Origin of the sequence: Pseudomonas sihuiensis (assembly GCF_900106015.1) — a bacterium.
Taxonomy (GTDB): Bacteria; Pseudomonadota; Gammaproteobacteria; order Pseudomonadales; family Pseudomonadaceae; genus Aquipseudomonas; species Aquipseudomonas sihuiensis.
Map to the genome: position 1 here is coordinate 4,611,615 of NZ_LT629797.1, position 23,010 is coordinate 4,634,624.

Sequence of the window (23,010 nt, forward strand, 5' to 3'; positions counted from 1 at the left end):
TGGGCTGTAGGGTGGGCTTCAGCCCACCAAACTCAAAAATGAACCGCCGCCCCCGATGCGCCTTCGCGACAGGCTAGCGGGCTTTGTTCAACTGCAGGTCGAGGTAGTCGTAGGCGATGCGGCGTGCCTGTTCGGTGTCGAAGGCTTCGCCGGACAGTGCGCCGCGCAGCCACAGGCCGTCGATCAGCGAGGCCAGGCCGCGGGCGGCGAAGCGTGCCTGATCTTGCGGTAGCACGCGATGGAACTGGCCGCACAGGTTGGAATAGAGACGGTGGTCGTTGACCCGCTGCAGGCGGCGCAGGGCAGGCTGGTGCATGCTGCTGGCCCAGAACGCCAGCCAGGTCTTCATCGCTGGACCGCTGACCTGGCTGTCGTCGAAGTTGCCGTCGATCATCGCCTTCAGATGGGCACGCGGGCTGTCCTCGCGCAGTGCGCGACGGCGTGCGCCCACCGCATCGCTGAGCGCCTGCATCAGGTGACGCATGGTGGCTTCGAGCAGGCCGTTCTTGTCGTTGAAGTAGTGGCTGATGATGCCATTGGAGACCCCGGCCAGGCGGGCGATATAGGCGATGCTGGCATCGGCCATACCAACCTGGTCGACGGCTTCCAGGGTGGCGGCAATCAACTGCGAACGACGAATGGGCTGCATGCCGACCTTGGGCATGGGTGTCTCCAGCGGGGGAAGTTGGGCCGGAGTCTAGGCGGATTTTGATCGTTCGATCAATCAACCGAGGTGGGAGAGTGGGGGGCGTGGCGTCGATTCCGCAGGGCGTCGCGGGGCCACCTTGGCCATGCGCACCGCCTTATCCTCGGTAACCGTGGCGCGCACGTGGCCTCGCAAAACGACGAAGCGGGCCAGAGGCCCGCTTCGATGGCGTGCAGCGAGTGCGGCTTACTTCAGCCAGCTTTCCACGCGCTCCGGGTTGGCAGCGATCCAGTCCTTGGCGGCCTGGTCCGGCTTGGCGCCTTCGCGGATGGCCAGCATCACCGCGCCGACTTCTTCACCGCTCCAGGAAATCTTGCTGAGGAAGGCGGCAGCGTCGGCGGCCTTGCCCTTCAGCTCAGGATTGGCCACGGTGTCTACACGCTCGTCGTCGCCGAAGACTTTCTTCGGATCTTCGAGGAAGCGCAGTTTCCACTTGGCGAACATCCAGTGCGGAATCCAGCCGGTGACCACGATCGGCTTCTGCGCTTTCTCGGCGCGGGTCAGGGCGGTGGCCATGGCCGGGCCCGAGCTCGGCATCAGCTTGATGCTGGCCAGGTTGTATTCCTTGATGGCGTCTTCGGTGCGGCGCATTACGCCGGCACCGGCGTCGATGCCGGTGATCTTGCCGTCGAAGTCCTTGGCGTATTTCTCCAGATCCTCGATGGTCTTGGCTTCGACGTAGTCCGGCACGATCAGGCCGATCTTGGCGCCGGAGTAGTTGGTACCGAGGATTTCCACCTTGTCCTTGAGCTTCTCGAAGTACTCGCCATGAGTGGCCGGCAGCCAGGCGGAGAGGGTGGCATCGAGGTCGCCACGGGCCACGCCTTGCCACATGATGGCGGGTTCGACCGGCTTCAGTTCGACCGTGTAGCCGAGTTTGCTTTGCAGGATTTCACCGGCGACATGGGTGACGGCGACGCTGTCGTCCCAGCCGTTGACGTAGCCGATCTTCAGGGTAGGTTTGTCGGCGGCCAGGGCGCTGCCCATGCCGATGGCCAGGGCGGCAGCGCCGAGGCAGAGGTGTTTGAAAACGCGCATATTTGTTGTGCTCCATCAGTGAGTGGCAGTTGCAAGATCGTTGACTGGCTCGTTCTCATTGCGGGCCTTGCGAATCCGTGTTGCGCAGCAGATTGCCGGTTCGCGGGCAAAGCCTCCCCGTCACGGCCAGAAAGCAGCCGCTAGTGGTTTACGAGGAGGTTTCCGGGCTCGAACCCTGAGGTTCGAGCCCGAATCGGGTCGCGGCCTGTTACAGCCCGACGTGTTTCTTCACGGCGGCAACGCCGTCCTGACCGTCAAAGGTGGTCACGCCGCTCAGCCACTGGTCGAGGATCGCCGGGTTGGCCTTGATCCACTCCTTGGCGACGTTCTGCGGGTTTTCCTTCTCCAGCACCTTTTCCATCAGCTGGCTTTCGATATCGACGGTGAACTGCAGGTTGTTCAGCAGCTTGCCGACGTTGGCGCAGCGCGCCTCGTAATCCGGCGGTACCACGGTGTAGACCTTGGCCGCACCGTAGTCAGGGCCGAACACGTCGTCACCACCGGACAGGTAGGTGATGTCGTGCTGAGTATTCATCGGGTGCGGCGCCCAGCCGAGGAAAACCACCGGCTCTTTCTTCTTGATTGCCCGCGATACCTGCACCAGCATGCCGGCTTCGCTGGACTCGACCATGCGGAAGCCGCCGAGGTCGAACTGGTTGTTCTTGATCATGCCGTCGATCAGCAGGTTGCCATCGTTACCCGGCTCGATGCCGTAGATCTTGCCGCCCAGCTGATCCTTGAACTTGGCGATGTCCTGGAAGCTCTTCAGGCCGGCTTCGGCCGCGTAGGTCGGCACGGCCAGGGTGTACTTGGCACCCTCGAGGTTGGCCTTGGGCAGTACCTTGACGCCATCGTCCTTGAGGAATGGCTCGATCACCGCGTCCATCGACGGCGCCCAATAGCCGAGGAACACATCGACCTGGCCGCTCTTCACGCCGGTGAAGGCGATGGGTACCGAGGCCATGATCTTGCGCGGCTGGTAGCCCAGACCTTCAACCAGGGTCATGGCCACACCCGTGGTGGCGGCGATGTCGGCCCAGCCAATCTCGGCGAAACGCACCTGCTTGCAGCTCGCCGGCTCCGCGGCCATGGCGCCCTGCATCAGTGCGCAGGACAGCAGGCCGATGGCGGCAGTGGTCTTGATCATTTTCATCTGCGGTTCCCTGTGAAGTGAAAAAATGTTTACTGGCGCTGCAGCTTGCCGCTGAACCAGGCAAAGATGCCGCCGCGGGCGGTCTGCTTGGTGCCGAAGCTTTCAGTGATGCGGTCGAGAATGATCGCCAGCAGCACCACGGCCATGCCGCTTTCGAAGCCTAGCCCGATGTCCAGGCGCTGGATACTCGCCAGTACATCGTTACCCAGGCCACCGGCGCCGACCATCGAGGCGATGATCACCATCGACAGGGCCATCATGATGGTCTGGTTGACCCCGGCCATGATCGACGGCATGGCGTTGGGCAGTTGTACCTTGAACAGCAGCTGGCGGCTGGTGCAGCCGAAGGACTGGCCGGCCTCGACGATTTCCTTGTTCACCTGGCGAATGCCCAGGCTGGTCAGGCGCACCGCCGGCGGCATGGCGAAGATCACCGTGGCGATGATGCCGGGCACGCGGCCAAGGCCGAAGAGCATGGCCGCCGGAATCAGGTAGACGAACGCCGGCATGGTCTGCATGAAGTCGAGGATCGGCCGGATGATGGTCGCCACGCGCTCGCTCTTGGCGGCCCAGATGCCCAGCGGGATGCCCAGCAGCAGGCTGATCAACGTCGAGGAGAAGGTCAGGCCGAGGGTGACCACGGTCTGTTCCCAGAACCCGGTCATGACGATCAGGATGAACGCCACGGCGGTGAATACCGCGAAGCGTGCGCCGATGCGCCACAGACCGAGGGCGACGAAGATGGCGATCAGCAGCCAGGCCGGCGGCAGCATGAGCAAGGCTTCGATGCCTTCGGAGAAACCGCTGACCAGTTTGCCGATGCTGTCGAAGGCGCCGCTGTAGTTGTCCAGCAGGTGCTGGACGACGTCGTTGACCCAGCTACCCAGGTCGAGTTTCTTGTCACTCATGGGATTCCCCCTGCAGTCGGGTCAGCAGACGGCCCTTGCTGATAGCGCCGCAGTAATGGCCTTCGGCGTCCACCACCGGGATCGGACCTTCGTTGTCCACCAGGCGGGTGATGACGTGTTCCAGCGGCATGTCCTCGGGTACCGGCACCACCTGCTTGAGCGCATCCGCTTCGAGTGGTCTGGGCTCGTCGCCGTCGACCATCAGGGCGATCTTCTCCAGGCTGATGGAGCCCTGGAAATGGTTGTCCTCGTCGACGATGAACGCGTAGTGCTTGTCCAGCGCCTGCAGTTCCTTGCAGATCTTCGCCGCGTCCGGCGCCCTGCCGTTGTGCACGTAGGTCGGCACGCTGTCGGCCTTGAGCTGGCCGGCGGTGAGGTAGCGGCTGGTGTCGACGGTGTCGAAGAAGTTGCGCACGTACTCGTTGGCCGGCTTCTCGATCAGTTCCTGCGGGGTGCCGACCTGGATCAGCTTGCCGCCTTCCATGATGCCGATGCGGGTACCGATGCGCATGGCTTCTTCGATGTCGTGGGAGACGAAGATGATGGTGCGGCGATGGGTCTTCTGCAGCTCCAGCAGCACGTCCTGCATCTCGCGGCGCTTGAGCGGGTCGAGGGCGGAGAACGCCTCGTCCATGATGATCATCGACGGGTTGACCGTCAGCGCGCGGGCCAGGCCTACACGTTGCTGCATGCCGCCGGAGAGTTCGTGTGGGTACTTGTGAGCGAAGGTGTCCAGGCCAACCTGCTTGAGCACTTCCATGGCACGCTTCTCGCGCTCCTTGCGGCCGGTGCCGGCCACTTCCAGGCCGAAGGCCGCGTTATCCAGCACGCTGCGCGAAGGCATCAGGGCGAAGGACTGGAAGACCATACTCATGTCGCGCCGGCGCAGGTCGATCAGTTGCGATTGCGGCAGCTTGGCCACGTTCTGGCCATCGATGTAGACGTCACCGGCGCTGGGTTCGACCAGGCGGTTGATCAGACGGATCAGGGTGGATTTGCCAGAGCCGGACAGGCCCATGAGGACGAAGATCTCGCCCTCTTCGACACTGAACGACACATCGCTGACGCCGATCACGGCGCCTTTCTCGGCCAGAATCCTCTCCTTGCTCCAGCCTTCCTTGAGCAGGTCGATGGCTTCTTGTGGGTTGGGGCCGAAAACCTTGTACAGGTGTTCGACCACGATCTTTCCAGACTGCATGGGACGTTTCCCCTTCAATCGGCATCCAGTTCGCGCTGGCACGGCCGGGCACGCATCGTAGAAGCGTAGATCAGCTGTGTCAGGCCTCTGATACCTGTGTGGGTGTTTGCTGAGTTTCGAGGTTGGCGAACGTTTCGCGGCAGGCGTCGAGTGTGGCGCTCGGGCACGCTGCAGCGCACGCGGCTGGTGGCAAAAATTGCCCGCTGCGTCGTTGCAACCTGTTGATGAGTGACCACTGTCTTGCCGTGCTGCAAACCGCTTTCCAAACCCTCTGGCAGTGTTTCGAAGCCCATTCCCTTGGGGATTCATGCGTCGTCCTGGCGCATGCGTACATCCGAAATTTCTTGTTGGGCTGGCGCCCTATCGATGGTGGGCCAGCGCTTGTATGTTCTTCGGTCCGGGGCGGTGAGCCCCAGTCTGCCGTTCCCCTCGGGAAGCGGCAGCGACGTTATCGGCTGACTCAACGATATAGTCTTGGGGTCTGCGCAATTATCGGTTTGCGACCCTGACGTGTTGGGCGACGACATGGTCCGTCACACCCCGTGTTTTTCCATGTTCTCGCCGTTTTCCGGGCTCCTGAAAGCACTGTGTGATGCCGTTTCGAATAGCGCTCGATGTGAGCATCGAGAAGCGCTTTCGATAGCGTGCTTTAAAAACCTTAACAGACTTTTTCGTCCCTTGGCCAAGGCTGAAAGCCGCGCCGGTGCTGGTTTTCAGCTCTTCAAGCGAGGCGCAGGCAGCGTAGTGCGGGGGCTGCGGCGATGTTGAAAAAAATTTACAGCGAAAGGTGCTGTAGTGCCGAAAGTCGCTGAAAAATCGAAAGGCGGCGCAATGTGACCAGTTGGTCACGCCTGGTTCATGTCGCGAGCCTGGGTGTGATTCTCGACAAGGCGATGGAAAACCCTTTCGAGCTACCAGGTGATCTTTGTTGTCTGCCATTTTTATTGGTTTTTCTCGGCTATTTCGTCGAATTTATCAGTCATTTCCTGCTAGTGATACGTCGAACACTTTACTGACAGGGCCACCTTGATAGCGGGTCACGCCTTCCAGCCAGGCCGTAATCATCTGTGGGTTGTCTTCGATCCACTGCTTGGCCACGCGGCGGCGGTTGGTATTGCCTTCCAGTACGGCGCTCATCAACTGGTTTTCTGCGCTGATGGTGAAGGTCATATTGCGGAAAAGCCGAGCCAGGTTGGGACACTGCGCGCTCAATCCGCCGCGTGCCACTGTGTTGACCTGCGCCGCTCCGTAATTGGGGCCGAAATAATCATCACCACCGGCCAGATAGTTCATCTTCAGACGTTCGTTCATCGGGTGCGGTTCCCAACCGAGAAATACCGCCCATTTGCCCAGGCGTTGAGCACGCTCGACGTGGTTGAGCATGCCACTTTCACTCGACTCGACCAGGCTGAAACCTGCCAGACCGAAGGTGTTGTCGCGAATCATGCCCTTGACCATCTCGTTGCCTTCGTTGCCCGGTTCGATGCCGAAGATCTGCCCACCGAGTTCGTCCTTGAAGCGATGGATGTCGGCGAAATCCTTCAGTCCGCCCTCGTAGCCTGGCGTCAGTACCGCCAGGGTGTAACGCACTGTCGGCAGGTTGGTGTGCAGCTTCTCGATCCTGCCGCTGTCCAGGTGAGGCTGTACCAGTTCACTCTGGGCCGGCATCCAGTTGCCCAGGAACACGTCCAACTGTCCTTCGGACAATCCGCGGTAAGTGTCGGGCAACGACAGGCGGCGTATCTGCGTGCGATAGCCGATCTCGCCCAGTATCAGACGGGCAACGGCGGTGGTCATGGTGATGTCGGTCCAGCCGACATCGCTCAGGCGCACCAGCTCGCAGCGCTCGGCTTCTGTGGCGTGCAGGGCGGTGGAGGAGGTGAGGGCGATCACCAGCAGCCAGCGAGCAAATCTGTTCATGGGGTGTGCCTCTGTTCGGGCGGCTGGAGCCGCTGGAAGATTCCTGAAGCGGGCGGTCGGCTATTTCACAGCAAGAGGTGGGCCGCCCCCTGAGCGAGAAACGACACCGGCATGCCGAGAAAAGACCTCGACACGGACGGTTCGCCGCGGCGCGATTGGATATGCATGAGTCGGTTGGAGAGCTGGGCGCGCTGGCGAAAGTTGGATCATCGCGAACCTGTTGCGGATTCGTCAGGATGTTCTTCTCCATGTGCTCCTGGCGGCTGGCACGCCAGCGAGCGGTGACCTTTGCTGGTGCAGCGATTCTGGCAAAGCCGCCGCTTCGCGAGCTTTTGGTGCGACGCTTGCGGGTATCGATTTCCTCAGGTGTGACCGAGCGGTCGCTGTTGTTACCGCTCGTCCGTTACTGACAGCCAGAGACGCCGTAGCAGGCCGCTCAGTCTGTGCTACCGAAATGCTCAAAGCCTTGCGCAAAGAGGCCTTGAGAGCGTTTCGCAAACCCTGAAAGCAGGGGCAAGGAGTCCGTCTGGCGCGCCATGTATTGAAGGTTCAGTTTTTATTGAACGCTTGATCAATTTAGGCATGACCTTTGCGTAGAGATGCATAGCCGCCCGGTTTTCAAACCTGGCCAGGATAAAACAGAGGCCCACTTCTAATTGGGCTCACACCGTGCTTAGCGTGAGAGGGTTCCATCAATGTCGCAGTTCAGCCAAGGGGCGCAACCCCAGAACCGTGTCGCCCAGTCCATCGGCTTCCTGCTCCTGGACAACTTCACCCTGATTTCCCTGGCTTCGGCGGTAGAGCCCCTGCGCATGGCCAACCAGCTTTCCGGCAAGGAGCTGTTTCGCTGGCATACCCTGACTCATGATGGCCTGCCGGTCTGCGCCAGTGATGGCTTGCAGATCACTCCAGACGCTGCCATGCAAAGTGCTCCGGCGTTGGATGCGGTGATCGTCTGTGGTGGCGTGGATATTCAGCACAGCGTCAAGCGTGAGCATGTCAGTTGGCTGCAGTTGCAGGCGCGCCAGGGGCGCCTGCTCGGTGCGGTGTGCACCGGCAGCTGGGCGCTGGCCAAGGCCGGTCTGCTCGATGGCTACGACTGCAGCGTGCACTGGGAGTGCCTGGCCTCGATGCAGGAGGCCTTCCCGCGTGCGGCCATCACCACTCGCCTGTTCTCCATCGACCGCAATCGCCACACCTCCTCTGGCGGTACCGCGCCGATGGACATGATGCTGCACCTGATCGGCCAGCAGCATGGCCGCGAACTGGCCGCCGGCATCTCCGAGATGTTCATCTACGAGCGCATTCGCAACGAGCAGGATCACCAGCGTGTGCCGCTCAAGCACATGCTCGGCAGCAACCAGCCGAAGCTGCAGGAAATCGTCGCGCTGATGGAGGCCAACCTCGAGGAGCCGATCGATCTCGACGAGCTGGCCTGCTTCGTCGACATCTCCCGTCGCCAGCTCGAGCGCCTGTTCCAGAAGTACCTGCACTGCTCGCCGTCGCGCTACTACCTCAAGCTGCGCCTGATCCGCGCCCGTCAGCTGCTCAAGCAGACCAGCATGTCGATCATCGAGGTGGCGTCGGTTTGCGGTTTCGTCTCCACCCCGCATTTCTCCAAGTGCTACCGCGAGTACTTTGGCATTCCGCCACGCGACGAGCGCGCCGGTCAGCAGGGCAACAACCTGGTGATGTTGCTGCCGATCCCCGAGCATCAGGTCAATTCCAGCGCGGTGCTGGCGCTCAACCGTGCCCAGGGCGAGTCGACCTTCGCCAGCGTACGCATCTGAATCGAGCGGCAATGAAAACGGGGCGCCAGTGGCGCCCCGTTTTATTTGGCGTCGCGGCTAAAGCCGTTTGCGCCGGATGTAGGGTGGGCTTTAGCCCACCAAAACCACGCAAAATCCACGAGGTCGGACGCAAACAGAGTGGTGGGCTAAAGCCCACCCTACGGCTGATCTCCGCGCGTAGGGTGCGCCGTGGGATCGATCAAGCCGAAGCAGGCTTCGGCACCAGCGCCGGCAGCAGATGGCGGCTGATGGCTTCGCGTACGTTGGGCAGCAGGGTGGCGCTGCCTCCAAGCAGTTCTTCCACCAGGTGGCGCAGGGCCACGGCGCGCTCGGCACTGAGGCCGCTGACAGCCAGCTCGCAGGCCTGCTCGGGCGTGACGCCTGGTGGAATGCTCAGGCCCAGCGCGATCAGGCGCTCACGGAAGTCTTCCTGGTCGATCAGATCGGCATGCATCATGGTCGTGGCTCCTTGTGGCGAGGCAGGCGCTGCGCAGTTGGTCTTCAAACCTCGGTTAGCGCAGAACCCCTTCTTCGATCAATAGCTTGAAGATAGCCTCTGCGCCCTCCTGTGGCGAGGCATCCTTGAGCACCTGGCCGCCACCACCACTGGCTTTGGCCGTGGCCGCCTTCATCCGTTCCGCGCCCGTTTTAGCCTTGATCACCTTGAGCCGTTTGGGCCGTGACTTGGCCGGCTGCAGACTGGCTTCGGCCAGCAGCGAGTCGTCCACCACCGTCACCTCGTGGACTTCGATCTGCCCGCGCCGTGCCGGGCCAAAGGCACTTTGGCGGGCGACCGGAGCGGCGTTGTCGACGCTGGCCACGCAGGGCAGGCGTACCTTGAGCCGGCGCCGCTGTCCACGCGGCAGCGCCTGCAGCACCTGGGCCACGCCATTCTCCACTTTCTCGACCTCCGCCAGGCCGACCACCATCGGCCAGCCCAGCCGCTCGGCCAGCAGAAACGGCAGCATGCCGGAGCCTTCGCCGGTTTCTGCCTGGCTGCCGGTGAGCACTAGCTGCGTGCGGCTGCCCTGCAGATAGTCGACCAGCAGCGGCAGGGCATCGGCACCTTCGGGCTGTTCCAGCACATCGAGCTGTTCCAGACCCATGCCCAGGTAGCCGCGCAGGGCTTCGGCCTGTGGGTCGCCGGCATGCAGCAGTTGCAGGTTCTGTCCGGCCAGACGCAGGCCCAGCTCGACCGCGCGGGCGTCCTGTTCGGCGCGGCGCGGGCGACCCGAGGTCGGGTGGGCGCCGACCGAGACCAGGGCGACGATATTCAGATCAGTCATGGTGTCCCCGTAGCCCGGATGCAATCCGGGAAAGCTGGTGGTGAACCCGGATTTCATCCGGGCTACGCCGCATCACGTTTTCCTTCCTGGCGCCAGGCGGCGACGCGCTCCATCAGCGCCGCAAGGATCGCTGCCGAGTCGCCGATCACCGAAAGATCGGCACGTTTGATCATGTCGCAGCCGGGGTCCATGTTCACCGCCACCACCTTGTCACAGGCACCGATGCCCTGCAGGTGCTGGATGGCGCCGGAAATACCGACGGCCAGGTAGACGCGGGCGGTGACCCAGGTACCGGTGGCGCCAACCTGACGGTTGCGCGGCATGAAACCGTCGTCCACCGCCACGCGCGAGGCGCCTTCGGTGGCGCCGAGGGCGATGGCAGCCTGGTGGAACAGCTCCCAATCCTTCACGCCGTTGCCGCCGGAGAGAATGAACTCGGCTTCGGCCATGGGAATCTGCGCGGGGTCCACGGCCACCGGGCCGAGATCTTCGATACGTGACAGGCTGTGGGCGACCTTCTCGCCCAGCTCCAGCAGGCGAGCTTCATGGCGGGTTTCGCTGACCGGCTCGGCGCATTCGGCGGCGGCCAGGATCAGGCGGGGCAGGGCGCGCTGGATATCCTGCTGGCCACTGCCGGCGCGGCCGATGGCCTGCTCGCCAGCGACCTGCCAGACGCGCGTAGCCGGGCGCTCACCAAGCTTGGCGGCCAGGCGCCGACCCAGCTCGCCGCCACCGGTGCGGCTGTCGGGCAGCAGCCAGTAGCGCGGTGCCAGTTGGCTTTCCACGGCGCTCAGAGCCAGTACGCGGGCTTCCGGGGCGTAGCCGTCGAAGGCATCGCCTGCGATGCGCAGCAGGCGGTCGACGCCAGCCGTGTCGAAGGCGTTTTCCTTGTCCTCGCCGAACACCACGGCGACCACGGCGCCACTCTCGCCGGCCAGCTTGCGGGCCAGGCCGAGCAGGTCCTTGTCATGGCTGGACAGGCGGCCGCCGACCATGTCCGGCACCACGCAGACGTGGAAGGCCGGTTGCTCGACCACATGCAGCGGCAGCTGCACCTCGACGCTGGCGCTGCTGCGTTTGCCGGCGGTGCCCTGCTGGGCGCCGCTGCGGTCGATACGCTTGAGCCCGGCCGGGCCGATGAAGCCGGCGGCGATGGCGTGCGGGTTCTTGCGGATGATGCCATCGGGGCCCATCCAGCTGGTCTGATCCTGGCTCTGCATGGCCGCATGCAGCGGGTGCAGGCGGTTGCGGGTGATCCACTCGGCGCGCGGGTCGCGGCGGATGATGTCGCTCATGCTGCGATCTCCTGGTCAGGCGCTTGCGTAGGGCGGGTGCAACCCGCCGGACAGGTGCTGGCGGGTTGCACCCGCCCTACGTCCGTCGCTGTATGCAGTTGCTTCATCACTGCACCTCCGCCAGTTCACGCTTGGCGAGTGGCTTTTTTGCCGCCACCTCGGTGGCTTCGATCAGCACTTCTGCCACCAGCTCGGCGATGTCCTTGATTTCCGGACGCGGCGCGACCACGCCTTCGAGCATCGCCGTGCATTGTGGGCAGCCGACGGCCACCAGCTCGGCGCCGGTTGACTGGATGTCAACCATGCGCATGTCGGGGATACGTTGCTTGCCGGGGATGTCGGTGATCGGGGCGCCGCCACCGCCGCCGCAGCAGCGCGAGCGGAAGCCCGAACGTTCCATCTCCTTGACCTCGATGCCGATGGCCTTGAGCACGGCGCGGGGCGCTTCGTACTCGCCGTTGTAGCGACCGAGGTAGCAGGGGTCGTGATAGGTGACGCGGGCGGCCTTGCTCTGGCCGAGATTCAGCGAGCCCTTGCGCACCAGCTCTTCGATGAAGGTGCTGTGGTGCAGCACCTGATAGTTGCCGCCGAGTGCGCCGTACTCGTTCTTCAGCACGTGGAAGCTGTGCGGGTCGCAGCTGACGATGCGCTTGAAGCGGTACTTGGCCAGGGTGGCGATGTTGCGCTTGGCCAGGTGTTGGAAAGTCGCTTCGTCACCCAGGCGGCGCGCCACGTCGCCGCTGTCCCGCTCTTCCAGGCCGAGCACGGCGAAGTCGACGTCGGCAGCCTTGAGGATCTTCACAAAAGCCCTCAGCGTTCTCTGATTGCGCATATCGAAGGCGCCGTCGCCGACCCAGAACAGTACGTCGGTTTCTTGCTTGTCGGCGAGCAGCGGCAGGTTCAGGTCGGCCGCCCAGTTCAGGCGACCGCCAGGGTTGAAACCGCCGGGGTTGTCGGTGGCGATCAGGTTGTCCAGCACCTCGGCGCCCTTGTTGGGGGTTGCACCCTTCTCAAGCGTGAGGTGACGGCGCATGTCGACGATGGCGTCGACGTGCTCGATCATCATCGGGCATTCCTCGACGCAGGCGCGGCAGGTGGTGCACGACCACAAGGTGTCGGCATCGACCAGCGCCTTGCCTTCGAGAGCAACGATTGGCAGGTGTGGGCCGCCGCTGTGTTCGCCCAGCGGTTTGCCAGGGTAGGGAGAACCAGCGAACTTGGCGTCATTGCCACCGGCCAGGCCGATGACCATGTCCTGGATCAGCTTCTTCGGGTTCAGCGGCTGGCCAGCAGCGAAGGCTGGGCACATGGCCTCGCACTTGCCGCACTGCACGCAGGCGTCGAAGCCGAGCAACTGGTTCCAGGTGAAGTCGGTGGGTTTTTCCACGCCCAGCGGGGCTTTCGGGTCGTCCAGATCCAGTGCCTTGAGGCCGGTGGAGCGACCGCCGCCGAAACGCTCGGCACGGCGGTGCCAGGCCAGGTGCAGGGCACCGGCGAAGGCGTGCTTCATCGGCCCGCCCCAGGTCATGCCGAAGAACAGCTCGGACACACCCCAGGCCACGCCAACGGCGAGGATCGCCGCCAGCACCCAGCCGCCGAAGTCGGCGGGCAGGATGCCGGCCACCGGCAGCGTGGCGATGAAGAAGCTCGCTGCGAACATCAGCAGGCTTTTCGGCAGGCGCATCCACGGGCCTTTCGACAGGCGCGAGGGCGGATTCAGGCGGCGCTTGGCGACGAACAGGGCGCCGACGAACATCAGCACCGTGGCCGCCAGCAGGGCGAAGCCAAGGATACGGTTGTGCAGGGCGAAACCGTGCACGACGATGGCCAGCACTGCCGCCAGCACGAAGCCGCCGGCAGTGGCCACGTGGGTCTTGGACATGTACTTGTCGCGCTCGACCACGTGGTGCAGATCCACCAGGTAGCGACGCGGCATCTTCAGCAGGCCGCCGATCCAGTCGACCTTGGCTGGTCGGCCACGACGCCACATGAAGAAGCGCTTGGCCGCCCCGATGACCGCGAGGGCCAGGGCGGCGAAGAGCAGGAGGGGGAGGATGGTGTTCAACATTTCGTGGTCTCCTTCGCGGGACCGGAAAACAACACGGTTCAGTCCCCTCGCCCCTGCGGGGAGAGGGTTAGGGAGAGGGGGAGCAGGGACCGAAAGTCACCGCCCAACGGGCCCTCTCCCCCCGCCCTCTCCCGCAAGCGGGAGAGGGGGCCGTTCGTGTCGTGGCTAAAAGTCCTTGCACAGGCGCAAGGCGTCATAGATCGCCGCGTGGGTGTTGCGCTGGGCCACGCAGTCGCCGATGCGGAACAGCAGGTAACCATCGCCCGGCTCGCTCAGGCACGGCTGCGGCTTGATCGCGAATAGCGCGTCGACGTCGATCTGGCCCTTGTTGCGCGAGCCCTGCTTGAGTGCGTAGTACAGCGATTCGTCCGGACGCACGCCGTTCTCCACCACCACCTGGTCGACCACGCGCTCTTCCTTGGCACCGGTGTATTCGTTCTCCAGCACGGCGACCAGCTTGTCGCCTTCGCGGTAGACCTTCTCCAGCATCAGGTCGCCGGTCATGATCACTTCTTTCGGATACAGGCTGCGGTAGTAGGTCGGGAAGCTGGTCCCGCCAATGGCCACGCCCGGCTTGATGTCGTCAGTGACGATCTCCACCTGAGCGCCCTTGTCGGCCAGGTAGTCGGCCACGGACATGCCGGTGAACTCGCAGATGGTGTCGTACACCAGTACGTTCTTGCCGGGTTCGACCTTGCCCGAGAGCACGTCCCAGCTGCTCACCACCAGGCCTTCGTCGGCGCCCCAGTGCTCGTTTTGTTCGAGGAACGGATGGCCGCCGTTGGCCAGTACGACGACGTCTGGGCGCAGGTCGAGGAGGGTGGCCTCGTCGGCCGCGGTGCCCAGGCGCAGGTCGATGCCCAGGCGTGCCAGTTCCAGCTGGTACCAGCGGGTGATACCGGCGATCTGGTCGCGTTGCGGAGCGCGGGCGGCGATGCTGATCTGCCCGCCGAGGCTGTCCTGCTTCTCGAACAGGGTCACGTCGTGGCCACGCTCGGCCGCGACACGTGCCGCCTCCATGCCGGCCGGGCCACCGCCGACGACCACCACCTTGCGTTTCACACCGGTGGTTTTCTCGATGATGTGTGGTACGCCCATGTATTCACGGCTGGTGGCGGCGTTCTGGATGCACAGCACGTCCAGGCCCTGATACTGGCGGTCGATGCAGTAGTTGGCGCCGACGCACTGCTTGATCTGGTCGATCTGGCCCATCTTGATCTTGGCGATCAGGTGCGGGTCGGCCATGTGCGCGCGGGTCATGCCGACCATGTCGACGTAGCCGCCTTCGAGGATGCGCGTGGCCTGGTTCGGGTCCTTGATGTTCTGTGCGTGCAGCACCGGCACCTTGACCACTTCCTTGATGCCGGCCGCCAGGTGCAGGAAGGGCTCCGGCGGGAAGCTCATGTTGGGGATGACGTTGGCCAGGGTGTTGTGGGTGTCGCAGCCCGAGCCGACGACGCCGATGAAGTCGAGCATGCCGGTGGCGTCGTAATAGGCGGCGATCTGTTTCATGTCCTCGTGGGACAGGCCGTCCGGATGGAATTCGTCGCCGGTGATGCGCATGCCGACGCAGAAGTCGTCACCGACTTCCTTGCGCACGGCCTTGAGCACTTCCAGGCCGAACTTCATGCGGCCCTCGAAGGTGCCGCCCCATTCGTCGGTGCGCTTGTTCACGCGCGGCGACCAGAACTGGTCGATCATGTGCTGATGCACGGCGGACAGCTCGACACCATCCAGGCCGCCTTCCTTGGCGCGGCGTGCAGCCTGCGCGTAGTTGCCGATCACCCGCCAGATTTCCTCGACCTCGATGGTCTTGCAGGTGGCGCGGTGCACCGGTTCACGGATGCCGGACGGCGACATCAGGGTCGGCCAGTGGTAGCCATCCCAGCGCGAGCGGCGGCCCATGTGGGTAATCTGAATCATGATCTTGGCGCCGTGCTTGTGCATGGCGTCAGCGAGATTCTGGAAGTGCGGGATGATGCGGTCGGTGGACAGGTTGACCGAGCTCCACCACTGCTGCGGGCTGTCGATGGCCACCACCGATGAGCCGCCACAGATCGCCAGGCCGATGCCGCCCTTGGCCTTCTCCTCGTAGTACTTCACGTAGCGCTCGGTGGTCATGCCGCCGTCGGTGGCGTAAACCTCGGCGTGCGCGGTGCTGAGCACACGGTTGCGGATGGTCAGCTTGCCGATCTGGATCGGCTGGAACATTGCTTCGAAGGCCATTACGGCATCCTCACGGTAAGCGCTCTAGCGTTGTGGGTGGCGCTGGCCGCTCCCACGCATTTCTTATGGGTGACTCAGAGTGGCCGGGTGACGAACAGGCCGTCGTCATGGCCGTCTTCGGCGCCGCTGTATTCCTGCACGGTGACGGTGCGGATCGGGCTGCCCTTGGCGGCCAGGATCTGGTCGATGGCACCGGAGAACCAGCCGGTGAACATGTAATCCACCTTGCGATTCACCTTGCCGTACACGTAGACGAAGGCCGAGTGCTTGAGCTTGACCTCGGCATGGCCGGTTTCCAGGTCGAGCTTCTGCGTTTCGAACAGTCCCCAGCCGCGCTGCGACAGGCGCTTCATGTAGTGCTCGAATACCGCCGCGCCGGAAATGCCGTGGCACTCGGCTTCCTTCTCGCACCAGTGCCAGGCGGATTTGTAGCCGGCCTTGTAGAGGATCTCGGCGTACTTCTCGGCGCCGAGCACTTCCTCGATGCCCATGTGGTTGTTGACGAAGAAGTGGCGCGGCACATAGAGCATCGGCAGGGCGTCGGTGGTCCAGACGCCGGTTTCGTCGTCGACTTCGATGGGCATTTCGGGGGCGTGGGTGGCCATGTGTGTTCAGCTCCAGAATTCGTTGGTTTTTGCCCTCTCCCCAACCCTCTCCCGCAAGCGGGAGAGGGGGCTGTCCGTGCATGCACAGCTTCAAGTGCATGCCGGCCGCTTTGCTCCCCTCTCCCATTTATGGGAGAGGGGTCGGGGGAGAGGGCGTGGTTGGAAAGGCTTACTCGCCCCAGACGTCTTTCAGTACCCTTACCCAGTTCTCGCCCATGACCTTGCGTACCACGCGCTCGGGCATGCCGCGCTTGAGCAGGGTCTCGGTGAGGTTGGGGAACTCGCCGACGGTGCGGATGCCCAGCGGGTTGACGATCTTGCCGAAGTTGGTCAGGCGCCGGGCGTAGCCCTTGTCGTGGGTCAGGTACTCGAAGAAGTCCTGGCCGTGGCCCTGGGTGAAGTCGGTGCCGATGCCGATGGCGTCTTCGCCGACCAGGTTCATCACGTATTCGATGGCCTCGGCGTAGTCATCGATGGTCGAGTCGATGCCCTTGGCCAGGAACGGCGCGAACATGGTCACGCCAACGAAGCCGCCGTGGTCGGCGATGAACTTCAGCTCTTCATCGGACTTGTTGCGCGGGTGTTCTTTCAGGCCGGACGGCAGGCAGTGGGAATAGCACACCGGCTTCTTCGATTCGAGGATGACTTCCTCGCTGGTCTTGGAGCCGACGTGGGACAGGTCGCACATGATGCCAACGCGGTTCATCTCGGCGACGATCTCGCGGCCGAAGCCGGAAAGCCCGCCGTCGCGCTCGTAGCAGCCGGTGCCGACCAGGTTCTGGGTGTTGTAGCACATCTGCACGATGCCCACGCCGAGCTGCTTGAACACTTCGACGTAGCCGATCTGATCCTCGAACGCGTGGGCATTCTGGAAGCCGTAGAGAATGCCGGTCTTGCCTTGTTCCTTGGCCTTGCGGATGTCGGTGGTGGTGCGCACCGGGATGACCAGGTCGCTGTTCTCGCGGATCAGGTTATTGCTGGCGACGATGTTGTTCACCGTGGCCTGGAACCCTTCCCACACCGACACGGTGCAGTTGGCCGCGGTCAGGCCGCCCTTGCGCATGTCTTCGAACAGTTCGCGGTTCCACTTGGCGATGATCAGACCGTCGATGACGATGCTGTCGGCGTGCAATTCGGCTGGGCTCATCAGGCTTGTCCCCTAAACAGATGCGCCGAGTCGGTTGTCGGCGCTTTGGGGAGAGCTTATCCCTGGGGGGCAGGGCGACCCGGTGCAAAAACGACTGGGGGTTTGCCGAAAGCGTCAAGCCGAGGTCGCGAACGGATATGCCAGCGTTTCGCCCGTTACCGCGTAGCCCGGATTGCATCGGGGCTACGGTTGGCCTAGCTGCCTGGTCGTTCGTGACGATCCTGACTGGGGCTGGCGGCGAAGCGCTTGCGATAACAGCGGGAGAAGTACGAGGCCGAATCGAAGCCGCAGGCCAGGCCCACCTCCAGCACGTTCAGATCGCTCTGGCGCAGCAATTGGCGCGCCTTGTCCAGCCGCAGGTCAAGGTAGAAGGCCGAAGGCGTGGTATCCAGATGATGACGAAACAGCCGCTCCAGCTGGCGCACGGTGATGCCGGCCAACTCGGCCAGCGCCTCGGTGGACAGCGGTTGCTCGCACTGGCGCTCCATTTCGCCGACCACCCGCACCAACTTCTTGTTGTGCAGGTCGTAGCGACTGGCCACCTGCATGCGCTGGTGATCCAGACGGGTGCGGATGCGGCTGACCACGAACTGTTCGGACACCTGCACCGCCAGCGGCTCGCCGTGTTCCTGGCCGATCAGGCCGAGCATCAGGTCGAGGCTGCTGGTGCCCCCTGCGCTGGTGATGCGTTTACCGTCGATCTCGAACAGCTCCTGGGTGACCAGCAACGCCGGGTAGCGCTCGCGAAAGGCGTCGATGGCTTCCCAGTGCAGGGTCAGACGCTGGTGCTGGAACAGCCCGGCCTCGGCCAGCACGAAGCTGCCGGTGTCGATGCCGCCGAGCACTGCCAGTTCCGGTTCGCGCCGTTGCAACCAGTGCGCCAGGTGATGGTCGTAGTGGGCCAGCGGTTCGAAGCCGGCGACCACGAACAGCGCCTGGGTGTCAGCGGGCAGTTCCAGGCTGCCATCGACGTTGAGCGACATACCGTTGCTTGCCTGCACGGCATTGCCGTCCTGGCTGAGCAGGCGCCAGCGATACAGCTCGCCGCGAAAGCGATTGGCCACGCGCAGCGGTTCGATGGCCGACATCAGACCCATCATGGAAAAGCCGGGTAGCAGCAGGAAGCAGAAGGTCTGAGGCATACAGGTCAAGACGCCGGTGCAGGGTGGCAGGTAGCCCGGATGCAATCCGGGGCGGATTCCCGGATTGCATCCGGGCTACGGGCATATCGGAAAGATTAATGGGCCAGCATGGCTTTCATGCAAGCAGAAAGTCGGTATAGGTCAATAGATAGTCGCTCAAGTGCGAATGAGGCGTGAAATCGAAGCGTAAGGTGTTTTCATCGGGAGACGAAAGTCCCCGAACACGGTGGGGGTTCTGTCCGTTGGCAGGCCTCTAGAAGAACGAAATAGAACCGCTGTGACACGATGAGGAGCACCCAGATGAAAGGTCTTACCGCGCTGGCCGCGTGCTGCACCCTGAGCCTGTTCAGTACCTCCCTGCTGGCCGACGACGCCAGTTGCAAGAACGTTCGCATCGGCGCCGTCGGCTGGACCGACGTGGTCGCCACCACCGCCGTCGCCAGTGAACTGTTGCAGGGCCTCGGTTACGAAACCAAGCAGACCCAGGCGTCGCAACAGATCATCTTCGCCGGTATTCAGAAAGGGCAGATCGATGCCTTCCTCGGTTACTGGAAGCCGATCATGGACGACAACATCAAACCCTTCCTCGACGCTGGCGCGGTCAAGGTCGCGGCCGAGCCGTCGCTGGATGACGCCGTGGCCGTGCTCGCCGTACCCAGCTACACCGCTGACAAGGGCCTCAAGACCCTGGCCGACATCGCCAAATTCAAGGACGAGCTAGACGGCAAGATCTATGGCATCGAAGCCGGTTCGGGCGCCAATACGGCGATCCAGAAAATGATCGACTCCAATCAGTTCGGTCTGGGTGGCTTCAAACTGGTGGAGTCGAGTGAAGCAGGCATGCTCGCCGCCGTTGGCCGCGCCGTACGCAACGAGAAACCGGTGGTGTTCTTTGGCTGGAAACCGCACCCGATGAACCTGTCGATGCAGGTCACCTACCTCACCGGCACTGACGACGTGTTCGGCCCCAACGATGGAGCCGCCACGGTGTCCACCGTCACCGCGCCGGACTACGCCGAGCGTTGCCCCAACGCCAACCGCCTGCTCACCAGTCTGCGCTTTACCAGCGCGCAGGAGGCCGAGCTGATGCAGCCGATCATGGATCGTAAGGCGCCAGCACAGGTGGCGCGCGACTGGATCAAGGCCAACCCGCAGGTGGTCGAGACCTGGCTCGATGGCGTCACCACGCTGGACGGCAAGCCCGCCAACGCCGCGCTGGTCGCCGGCAACTGATACCACGGCGCCGGTTTATTCGGCGCCAATTTCCCTCTTTGCACAACGCCTGCGGCTCAGCCGTCGGCACTCGTTCGCCTCTGGAAAGGACAGTCGAAAATGAATTACGAGGTTATCGTCACCTGCGCGGTGACCGGCGCTGGCGACACCGTCGGCAAGCACCCGGCGATCCCGGTCACGCCCAAGGAGATCGCCGCCGCCGCCATCGAGGCGGCCAAGGCCGGCGCTACCGTCGCCCACTGTCATGTGCGCGACCCGCAGACCGGCAAGCCCAGCCGTGACGTGGCGCTGTACCGCGAGTTGGTTGAGCGCATTCGCGAAAGCGATACCGACGTGATCATCAACCTCACCGCCGGCATGGGCGGTGATCTGGAGATTGGCCGGGGCGAGCAGCCATTGGAGTTCGGCGCCGGCACCGATCTGGTAGGGCCAATCACCCGCCTGGCGCATGTCGAAGAACTGCTGCCGGAAATCTGCACCCTGGACTGCGGCACCCTGAATTTCGGCGACGGCGATTTCATCTACGTCTCCACCCCGGCGCAGCTGCGCGCCGGCGCCAAGCGCATCACCGAGCTGGGCGTGAAGGCCGAACTGGAAATCTTCGACACCGGCCACCTGTGGTTCGCCAAGCAGATGATCAAGGAAGGGCTGCTGGACGACCCGCTGATCCAGCTGTGCCTGGGCATCCCCTGGGGCGCGCCGGCCGACACCACGACCATGAAGGCCATGGCCGACAACCTGCCGCCTGGCATCACCTGGGCCGGCTTTGGCATCGGCCGCATGCAGATGCCCATGGTCGCCCAGGCCATGCTGCTCGGCGGCCACGTGCGGGTCGGTCTGGAGGACAACATCTGGCTGGATCGCGGCGTGCACGCCAGCAACGGCCAGTTGGTCGAGCGCGCCATCGAGATCATCGAACGCCTCGGCGGCCGCGCCCTGACCCCGGCCGAGGGGCGGGAAAAGATGAAGCTCAAACGCCGCGGCTAGAGCGCAGCGCCGCCCGGCCCCCCCGATTCGCGCCGCGCTTGTGGGAGGGGCTTTAGCCGCGACAGCCCGGATGCAATCCGGGGAAATTTCACCTGCCATCCCCGGATTGCATCCGGGCTACACCCGCAAGGAACCCACCATGTCCTTCGTTACCGATATCAAGACCTTCGCCGCTCTTGGCACCGGCGTCATCGGCGCCGGCTGGATCGCCCGTGCCCTGGCTCATGGCCTCGACGTGATCGCCTGGGACCCGGCGCCTGGCGCCGAGGCTGCATTGCGCACGCGTCTGGCCAATGCCTGGCCGGCGCTGGAAAAACAGGGCCTGGCCCCCGGCGCCTCGCTGGATCGCCTGCGCTTCGTCAGCACCATCGAAGACTGCGTACGCGATGCCGATTTCATCCAGGAGAGCGCGCCCGAGCGCCTCGAGCTCAAGTGCGAGCTGCACGCGAAGATCAGCGCCGCCGCCCGTCCCGATGTGTTGATCGGCTCCAGCACCTCGGGCCTGCTGCCCAGCGAGTTCTACGCCGATGCCGCACACCCCGAGCGCTGCGTGGTCGGCCATCCGTTCAACCCGGTGTATCTGCTGCCGCTGGTGGAGGTGGTGGGCGGTGCGAAGACCGCCCCGGAGGCGGTGCAGGCCGCCATCGAGGTCTACCAATCGCTGGGCATGCGCCCGCTGCATGTGCGCAAGGAGGTGCCGGGCTTTATCGCCGACCGCTTGCTCGAGGCGCTGTGGCGCGAGGCGCTGCACCTGGTCAACGACGGCGTGGCGACCACCGGCGAGATCGACGACGCGATCCGCTTCGGCGCCGGCCTGCGCTGGTCCTTTATGGGCAGTTTCCTGACCTACACCCTGGCCGGCGGCCCGGCCGGCATGCGTCACTTCATGGCCCAGTTCGGCCCGGCGCTGAAGCTGCCCTGGACGTACCTCGAGGCGCCGGAGCTGACCGAGGGGCTGATCGACGCGGTGGTCGAGGGCACTGCCGAGCAGCAGGGCGAACGCAGCCTGGATGCCCTGGAGCGCTATCGCGACGATTGCCTGCTGGCGGTGTTGGAGGCGATCCGCCAGACCAAGGCCAAGCATGGCTTCGAGTTCGCCGAGTAACCGAGTCACTCCCGGTGCGCATGGCGCACCCTACGCCAGAATATCCAGCCGCTCCGAGCTAGCTCCCCCCTCCCATTTATGGGGCAAAAGCGGGAACAGCGAAGCACTGCTTCGCCCGCTGTTGCGACCTGAGCTCTGCGAAGAGCTGGGGCACAGAGTGGGGGCTGGGGAAGAGGGCCGCTTCAGGAGTCACACTGAAATGTGCAACAAACCACTTACCACCTACCGCACCGGTGTTGCCCCCGACTGGGTCGACTACAACGGCCATCTGCGCGATGCCTTCTACCTGCTGATTTTCAGCCACGCCACCGATGCGCTGATGGACGTGCTGGGCCTGGACGAAGCCGGCCGCGTCCGTACCGGGCACACCCTGTACACCCTGGAATGTCACCTCAACTTCCTGGCGGAGGTGAAGGAGGGTGAGCCGGTGGAAGTGCGTACGCAGCTTTTGGCGCATGACGCCAAACGCCTGCATATCCACCATGCGCTGTATCGACCTGGCGAGGACGCCAGCCTGGCGGAAAGCGAGCAGATGCTGATGAATATCGACAGCGCCGCCGGCCGCGCGGCGCAGTTTGACGCTCAGGTGGCCGACAAGGTCGCGCAGCTGACCAGCGAGCATCAGGGATTGCCACAGCCGGTCTGCGTTGGCCGGGTTATAGGCCTGCGCCGCTAGCAAGCTTCGCCCCGGGGCGGGGCTCCTACAGGTCGGCGGGGCTGCTCGTGCTTGCGTAGGAGCCGCGCCCCGCGGCGAACTCGGTATATCAGGCGAGCTGGACGCCAGATTCGCCCGGCACCTTTTCGACTACTTTGGCTTGTACGCGCAATACCCCGGTCGCGGACCGACCTTGGGGTGATGGCGACAGGTGTCCGGACGCTTGTCGTAGACGGTGCACAGGCGCGTCTTGCGATCGAGGAACAGGCAGTCGTTGTTGGACATGCGGATCAGGGTGAAGATGCCCGACTTCTGGTTGAAGCGCTCGACGATGCCGTCCTTCTGCAGGCGCTTGGCGATGTTCTTCGGTGGCTCGCTGCGCTCGAACTCGTCCACCAGCTCCAGGCGGATCAGATCGTTCAGGCGCACCTCAACCGGCATGGTGCAGCAGGTGGACATGCAGCTATGGCACATGTCTGCCGTGTATTTGGCCCAGGTTTCCAGGCGGTCGATCTCTGCAGCGGCTATCAGGCGGGGTTTTATCATGA

20 protein-coding genes are annotated in these 23,010 nt (G+C 63.8%); 5 read left to right on the top strand and 15 right to left on the bottom strand.

Annotated features, from left to right (window positions below; all coding sequences use genetic code 11):
- Positions 1–73: 73 nt before the first annotated feature.
- From betI to BLT86_RS21690, 6 genes are all read right to left on the bottom strand, one after another.
- A complete protein-coding gene (betI, locus tag BLT86_RS21665) occupies positions 74–664 on the bottom strand; it encodes a transcriptional regulator BetI (protein ID WP_017678487.1) in 591 nt (196 codons plus the stop codon).
- Positions 665–892: 228 nt separating this feature from the next.
- Complete coding sequence (locus tag BLT86_RS21670; RefSeq protein ID WP_017678488.1) at positions 893–1,744, bottom strand: glycine betaine ABC transporter substrate-binding protein; 852 nt, start codon at positions 1,742–1,744, stop codon at positions 893–895.
- A 208-nt stretch (positions 1,745–1,952) separates the two neighbouring features.
- Positions 1,953–2,897, bottom strand: a complete 945-nt coding sequence (locus tag BLT86_RS21675) for a choline ABC transporter substrate-binding protein (protein ID WP_017678489.1) — start codon at positions 2,895–2,897, stop codon at positions 1,953–1,955.
- Between the two features lie 29 nt (positions 2,898–2,926).
- Entirely contained in the window at positions 2,927–3,805 is an 879-nt protein-coding gene (locus tag BLT86_RS21680; protein ID WP_003458908.1) for an ABC transporter permease, read from the bottom strand.
- Positions 3,798–5,003: a quaternary amine ABC transporter ATP-binding protein gene (locus BLT86_RS21685; protein ID WP_017678490.1), complete on the bottom strand. Its 1,206-nt coding sequence runs from the start codon at positions 5,001–5,003 to the stop codon at positions 3,798–3,800. Before BLT86_RS21685 ends, BLT86_RS21680 begins: the two co-directional genes overlap by 8 nt.
- A gap of 975 nt (positions 5,004–5,978) precedes the next feature.
- Complete coding sequence (locus BLT86_RS21690; RefSeq protein ID WP_017678491.1) at positions 5,979–6,923, bottom strand: ABC transporter substrate-binding protein; 945 nt, start codon at positions 6,921–6,923, stop codon at positions 5,979–5,981.
- 695 nt (positions 6,924–7,618) lie between these two features.
- Here BLT86_RS21690 and gbdR point away from each other — a divergent pair.
- Positions 7,619–8,713 carry a choline metabolism transcriptional regulator GbdR gene (gbdR, locus tag BLT86_RS21695; protein ID WP_017678492.1) on the top strand — a complete coding sequence of 365 codons (1,095 nt, stop codon included), beginning with the start codon at positions 7,619–7,621 and terminating at the stop codon, positions 8,711–8,713.
- A 199-nt stretch (positions 8,714–8,912) separates the two neighbouring features.
- Here the strand turns inward: gbdR and BLT86_RS21700 are convergent, their stop codons facing one another.
- From BLT86_RS21700 to BLT86_RS21735, 8 genes are all read right to left on the bottom strand, one after another.
- Positions 8,913–9,170, bottom strand: a complete 258-nt coding sequence (locus tag BLT86_RS21700) for a hypothetical protein (RefSeq protein WP_017678493.1) — start codon at positions 9,168–9,170, stop codon at positions 8,913–8,915.
- 55 nt (positions 9,171–9,225) lie between these two features.
- Positions 9,226–9,999 (bottom strand): electron transfer flavoprotein subunit beta, encoded by a 774-nt coding sequence (gene etfB / locus BLT86_RS21705; RefSeq protein WP_092380484.1) that lies wholly within the window; start codon positions 9,997–9,999, stop codon positions 9,226–9,228.
- A 62-nt stretch (positions 10,000–10,061) separates the two neighbouring features.
- The gene (etfA, locus tag BLT86_RS21710) at positions 10,062–11,294 is read right to left on the bottom strand and encodes an electron transfer flavoprotein subunit alpha (protein ID WP_017678495.1); all 1,233 of its coding nucleotides are present in this window, start codon (positions 11,292–11,294) and stop codon (positions 10,062–10,064) included.
- Between the two features lie 106 nt (positions 11,295–11,400).
- Positions 11,401–13,362: a dimethylglycine demethylation protein DgcB gene (gene dgcB / locus BLT86_RS21715; protein ID WP_092379533.1), complete on the bottom strand. Its 1,962-nt coding sequence runs from the start codon at positions 13,360–13,362 to the stop codon at positions 11,401–11,403.
- Positions 13,363–13,527: 165 nt separating this feature from the next.
- Positions 13,528–15,588, bottom strand: a complete 2,061-nt coding sequence (gene dgcA / locus BLT86_RS21720; RefSeq protein ID WP_092379536.1) for a dimethylglycine demethylation protein DgcA — start codon at positions 15,586–15,588, stop codon at positions 13,528–13,530.
- 74 nt (positions 15,589–15,662) lie between these two features.
- Positions 15,663–16,193, bottom strand: a complete 531-nt coding sequence (locus tag BLT86_RS21725) for a DUF5943 domain-containing protein (protein ID WP_084342426.1) — start codon at positions 16,191–16,193, stop codon at positions 15,663–15,665.
- Between the two features lie 169 nt (positions 16,194–16,362).
- Entirely contained in the window at positions 16,363–17,340 is a 978-nt protein-coding gene (locus BLT86_RS21730) for a dipeptidase (protein ID WP_003458935.1), read from the bottom strand.
- Between the two features lie 194 nt (positions 17,341–17,534).
- On the bottom strand, positions 17,535–18,482 hold the full coding sequence (locus BLT86_RS21735; protein WP_017678500.1) for a GlxA family transcriptional regulator: 948 nt from the start codon (positions 18,480–18,482) through the stop codon (positions 17,535–17,537).
- 300 nt (positions 18,483–18,782) lie between these two features.
- On the opposite strand from BLT86_RS21735, the gene choX reads away from it, so the two are divergent.
- From choX to BLT86_RS21755, 4 genes are all read left to right on the top strand, one after another.
- On the top strand, positions 18,783–19,715 hold the full coding sequence (gene choX, locus BLT86_RS21740; protein ID WP_017678501.1) for a choline ABC transporter substrate-binding protein: 933 nt from the start codon (positions 18,783–18,785) through the stop codon (positions 19,713–19,715).
- Positions 19,716–19,814: 99 nt separating this feature from the next.
- The gene (locus tag BLT86_RS21745; RefSeq protein WP_017678502.1) at positions 19,815–20,702 is read left to right on the top strand and encodes a BKACE family enzyme; all 888 of its coding nucleotides are present in this window, start codon (positions 19,815–19,817) and stop codon (positions 20,700–20,702) included.
- A 139-nt stretch (positions 20,703–20,841) separates the two neighbouring features.
- On the top strand, positions 20,842–21,807 hold the full coding sequence (locus tag BLT86_RS21750) for an L-carnitine dehydrogenase (RefSeq protein WP_017678503.1): 966 nt from the start codon (positions 20,842–20,844) through the stop codon (positions 21,805–21,807).
- A 199-nt stretch (positions 21,808–22,006) separates the two neighbouring features.
- Entirely contained in the window at positions 22,007–22,483 is a 477-nt protein-coding gene (locus BLT86_RS21755; RefSeq protein ID WP_017678504.1) for a thioesterase family protein, read from the top strand.
- Positions 22,484–22,612: 129 nt separating this feature from the next.
- Here BLT86_RS21755 and BLT86_RS21760 read toward each other — a convergent pair whose 3' ends face one another.
- A complete protein-coding gene (locus tag BLT86_RS21760) occupies positions 22,613–23,008 on the bottom strand; it encodes a YkgJ family cysteine cluster protein (protein ID WP_021487773.1) in 396 nt (131 codons plus the stop codon).
- Between the last annotated feature and the right edge of the window lie 2 nt (positions 23,009–23,010).

What these genes read in the sequence shown, in the direction of transcription:
- betI (WP_017678487.1), bottom strand. Translation starts at nt 664, where the DNA reads ATGCCCAAGGTCGGCATGCAGCCCATTCGTCGTTCGCAGTTGATTGCC.
- BLT86_RS21670 (WP_017678488.1), bottom strand. Translation starts at nt 1,744, where the DNA reads ATGCGCGTTTTCAAACACCTCTGCCTCGGCGCTGCCGCCCTGGCCATC.
- BLT86_RS21675 (WP_017678489.1), bottom strand. Translation starts at nt 2,897, where the DNA reads ATGAAAATGATCAAGACCACTGCCGCCATCGGCCTGCTGTCCTGCGCA.
- BLT86_RS21680 (WP_003458908.1), bottom strand. Translation starts at nt 3,805, where the DNA reads ATGAGTGACAAGAAACTCGACCTGGGTAGCTGGGTCAACGACGTCGTC.
- BLT86_RS21685 (WP_017678490.1), bottom strand. Translation starts at nt 5,003, where the DNA reads ATGCAGTCTGGAAAGATCGTGGTCGAACACCTGTACAAGGTTTTCGGC.
- BLT86_RS21690 (WP_017678491.1), bottom strand. Translation starts at nt 6,923, where the DNA reads ATGAACAGATTTGCTCGCTGGCTGCTGGTGATCGCCCTCACCTCCTCC.
- gbdR (WP_017678492.1), top strand. Translation starts at nt 7,619, where the DNA reads ATGTCGCAGTTCAGCCAAGGGGCGCAACCCCAGAACCGTGTCGCCCAG.
- BLT86_RS21700 (WP_017678493.1), bottom strand. Translation starts at nt 9,170, where the DNA reads ATGATGCATGCCGATCTGATCGACCAGGAAGACTTCCGTGAGCGCCTG.
- etfB (WP_092380484.1), bottom strand. Translation starts at nt 9,999, where the DNA reads ATGACTGATCTGAATATCGTCGCCCTGGTCTCGGTCGGCGCCCACCCG.
- etfA (WP_017678495.1), bottom strand. Translation starts at nt 11,294, where the DNA reads ATGAGCGACATCATCCGCCGCGACCCGCGCGCCGAGTGGATCACCCGC.
- dgcB (WP_092379533.1), bottom strand. Translation starts at nt 13,362, where the DNA reads ATGTTGAACACCATCCTCCCCCTCCTGCTCTTCGCCGCCCTGGCCCTC.
- dgcA (WP_092379536.1), bottom strand. Translation starts at nt 15,588, where the DNA reads ATGGCCTTCGAAGCAATGTTCCAGCCGATCCAGATCGGCAAGCTGACC.
- BLT86_RS21725 (WP_084342426.1), bottom strand. Translation starts at nt 16,193, where the DNA reads ATGGCCACCCACGCCCCCGAAATGCCCATCGAAGTCGACGACGAAACC.
- BLT86_RS21730 (WP_003458935.1), bottom strand. Translation starts at nt 17,340, where the DNA reads ATGAGCCCAGCCGAATTGCACGCCGACAGCATCGTCATCGACGGTCTG.
- BLT86_RS21735 (WP_017678500.1), bottom strand. Translation starts at nt 18,482, where the DNA reads ATGCCTCAGACCTTCTGCTTCCTGCTGCTACCCGGCTTTTCCATGATG.
- choX (WP_017678501.1), top strand. Translation starts at nt 18,783, where the DNA reads ATGAAAGGTCTTACCGCGCTGGCCGCGTGCTGCACCCTGAGCCTGTTC.
- BLT86_RS21745 (WP_017678502.1), top strand. Translation starts at nt 19,815, where the DNA reads ATGAATTACGAGGTTATCGTCACCTGCGCGGTGACCGGCGCTGGCGAC.
- BLT86_RS21750 (WP_017678503.1), top strand. Translation starts at nt 20,842, where the DNA reads ATGTCCTTCGTTACCGATATCAAGACCTTCGCCGCTCTTGGCACCGGC.
- BLT86_RS21755 (WP_017678504.1), top strand. Translation starts at nt 22,007, where the DNA reads ATGTGCAACAAACCACTTACCACCTACCGCACCGGTGTTGCCCCCGAC.
- BLT86_RS21760 (WP_021487773.1), bottom strand. Translation starts at nt 23,008, where the DNA reads ATGATAAAACCCCGCCTGATAGCCGCTGCAGAGATCGACCGCCTGGAA.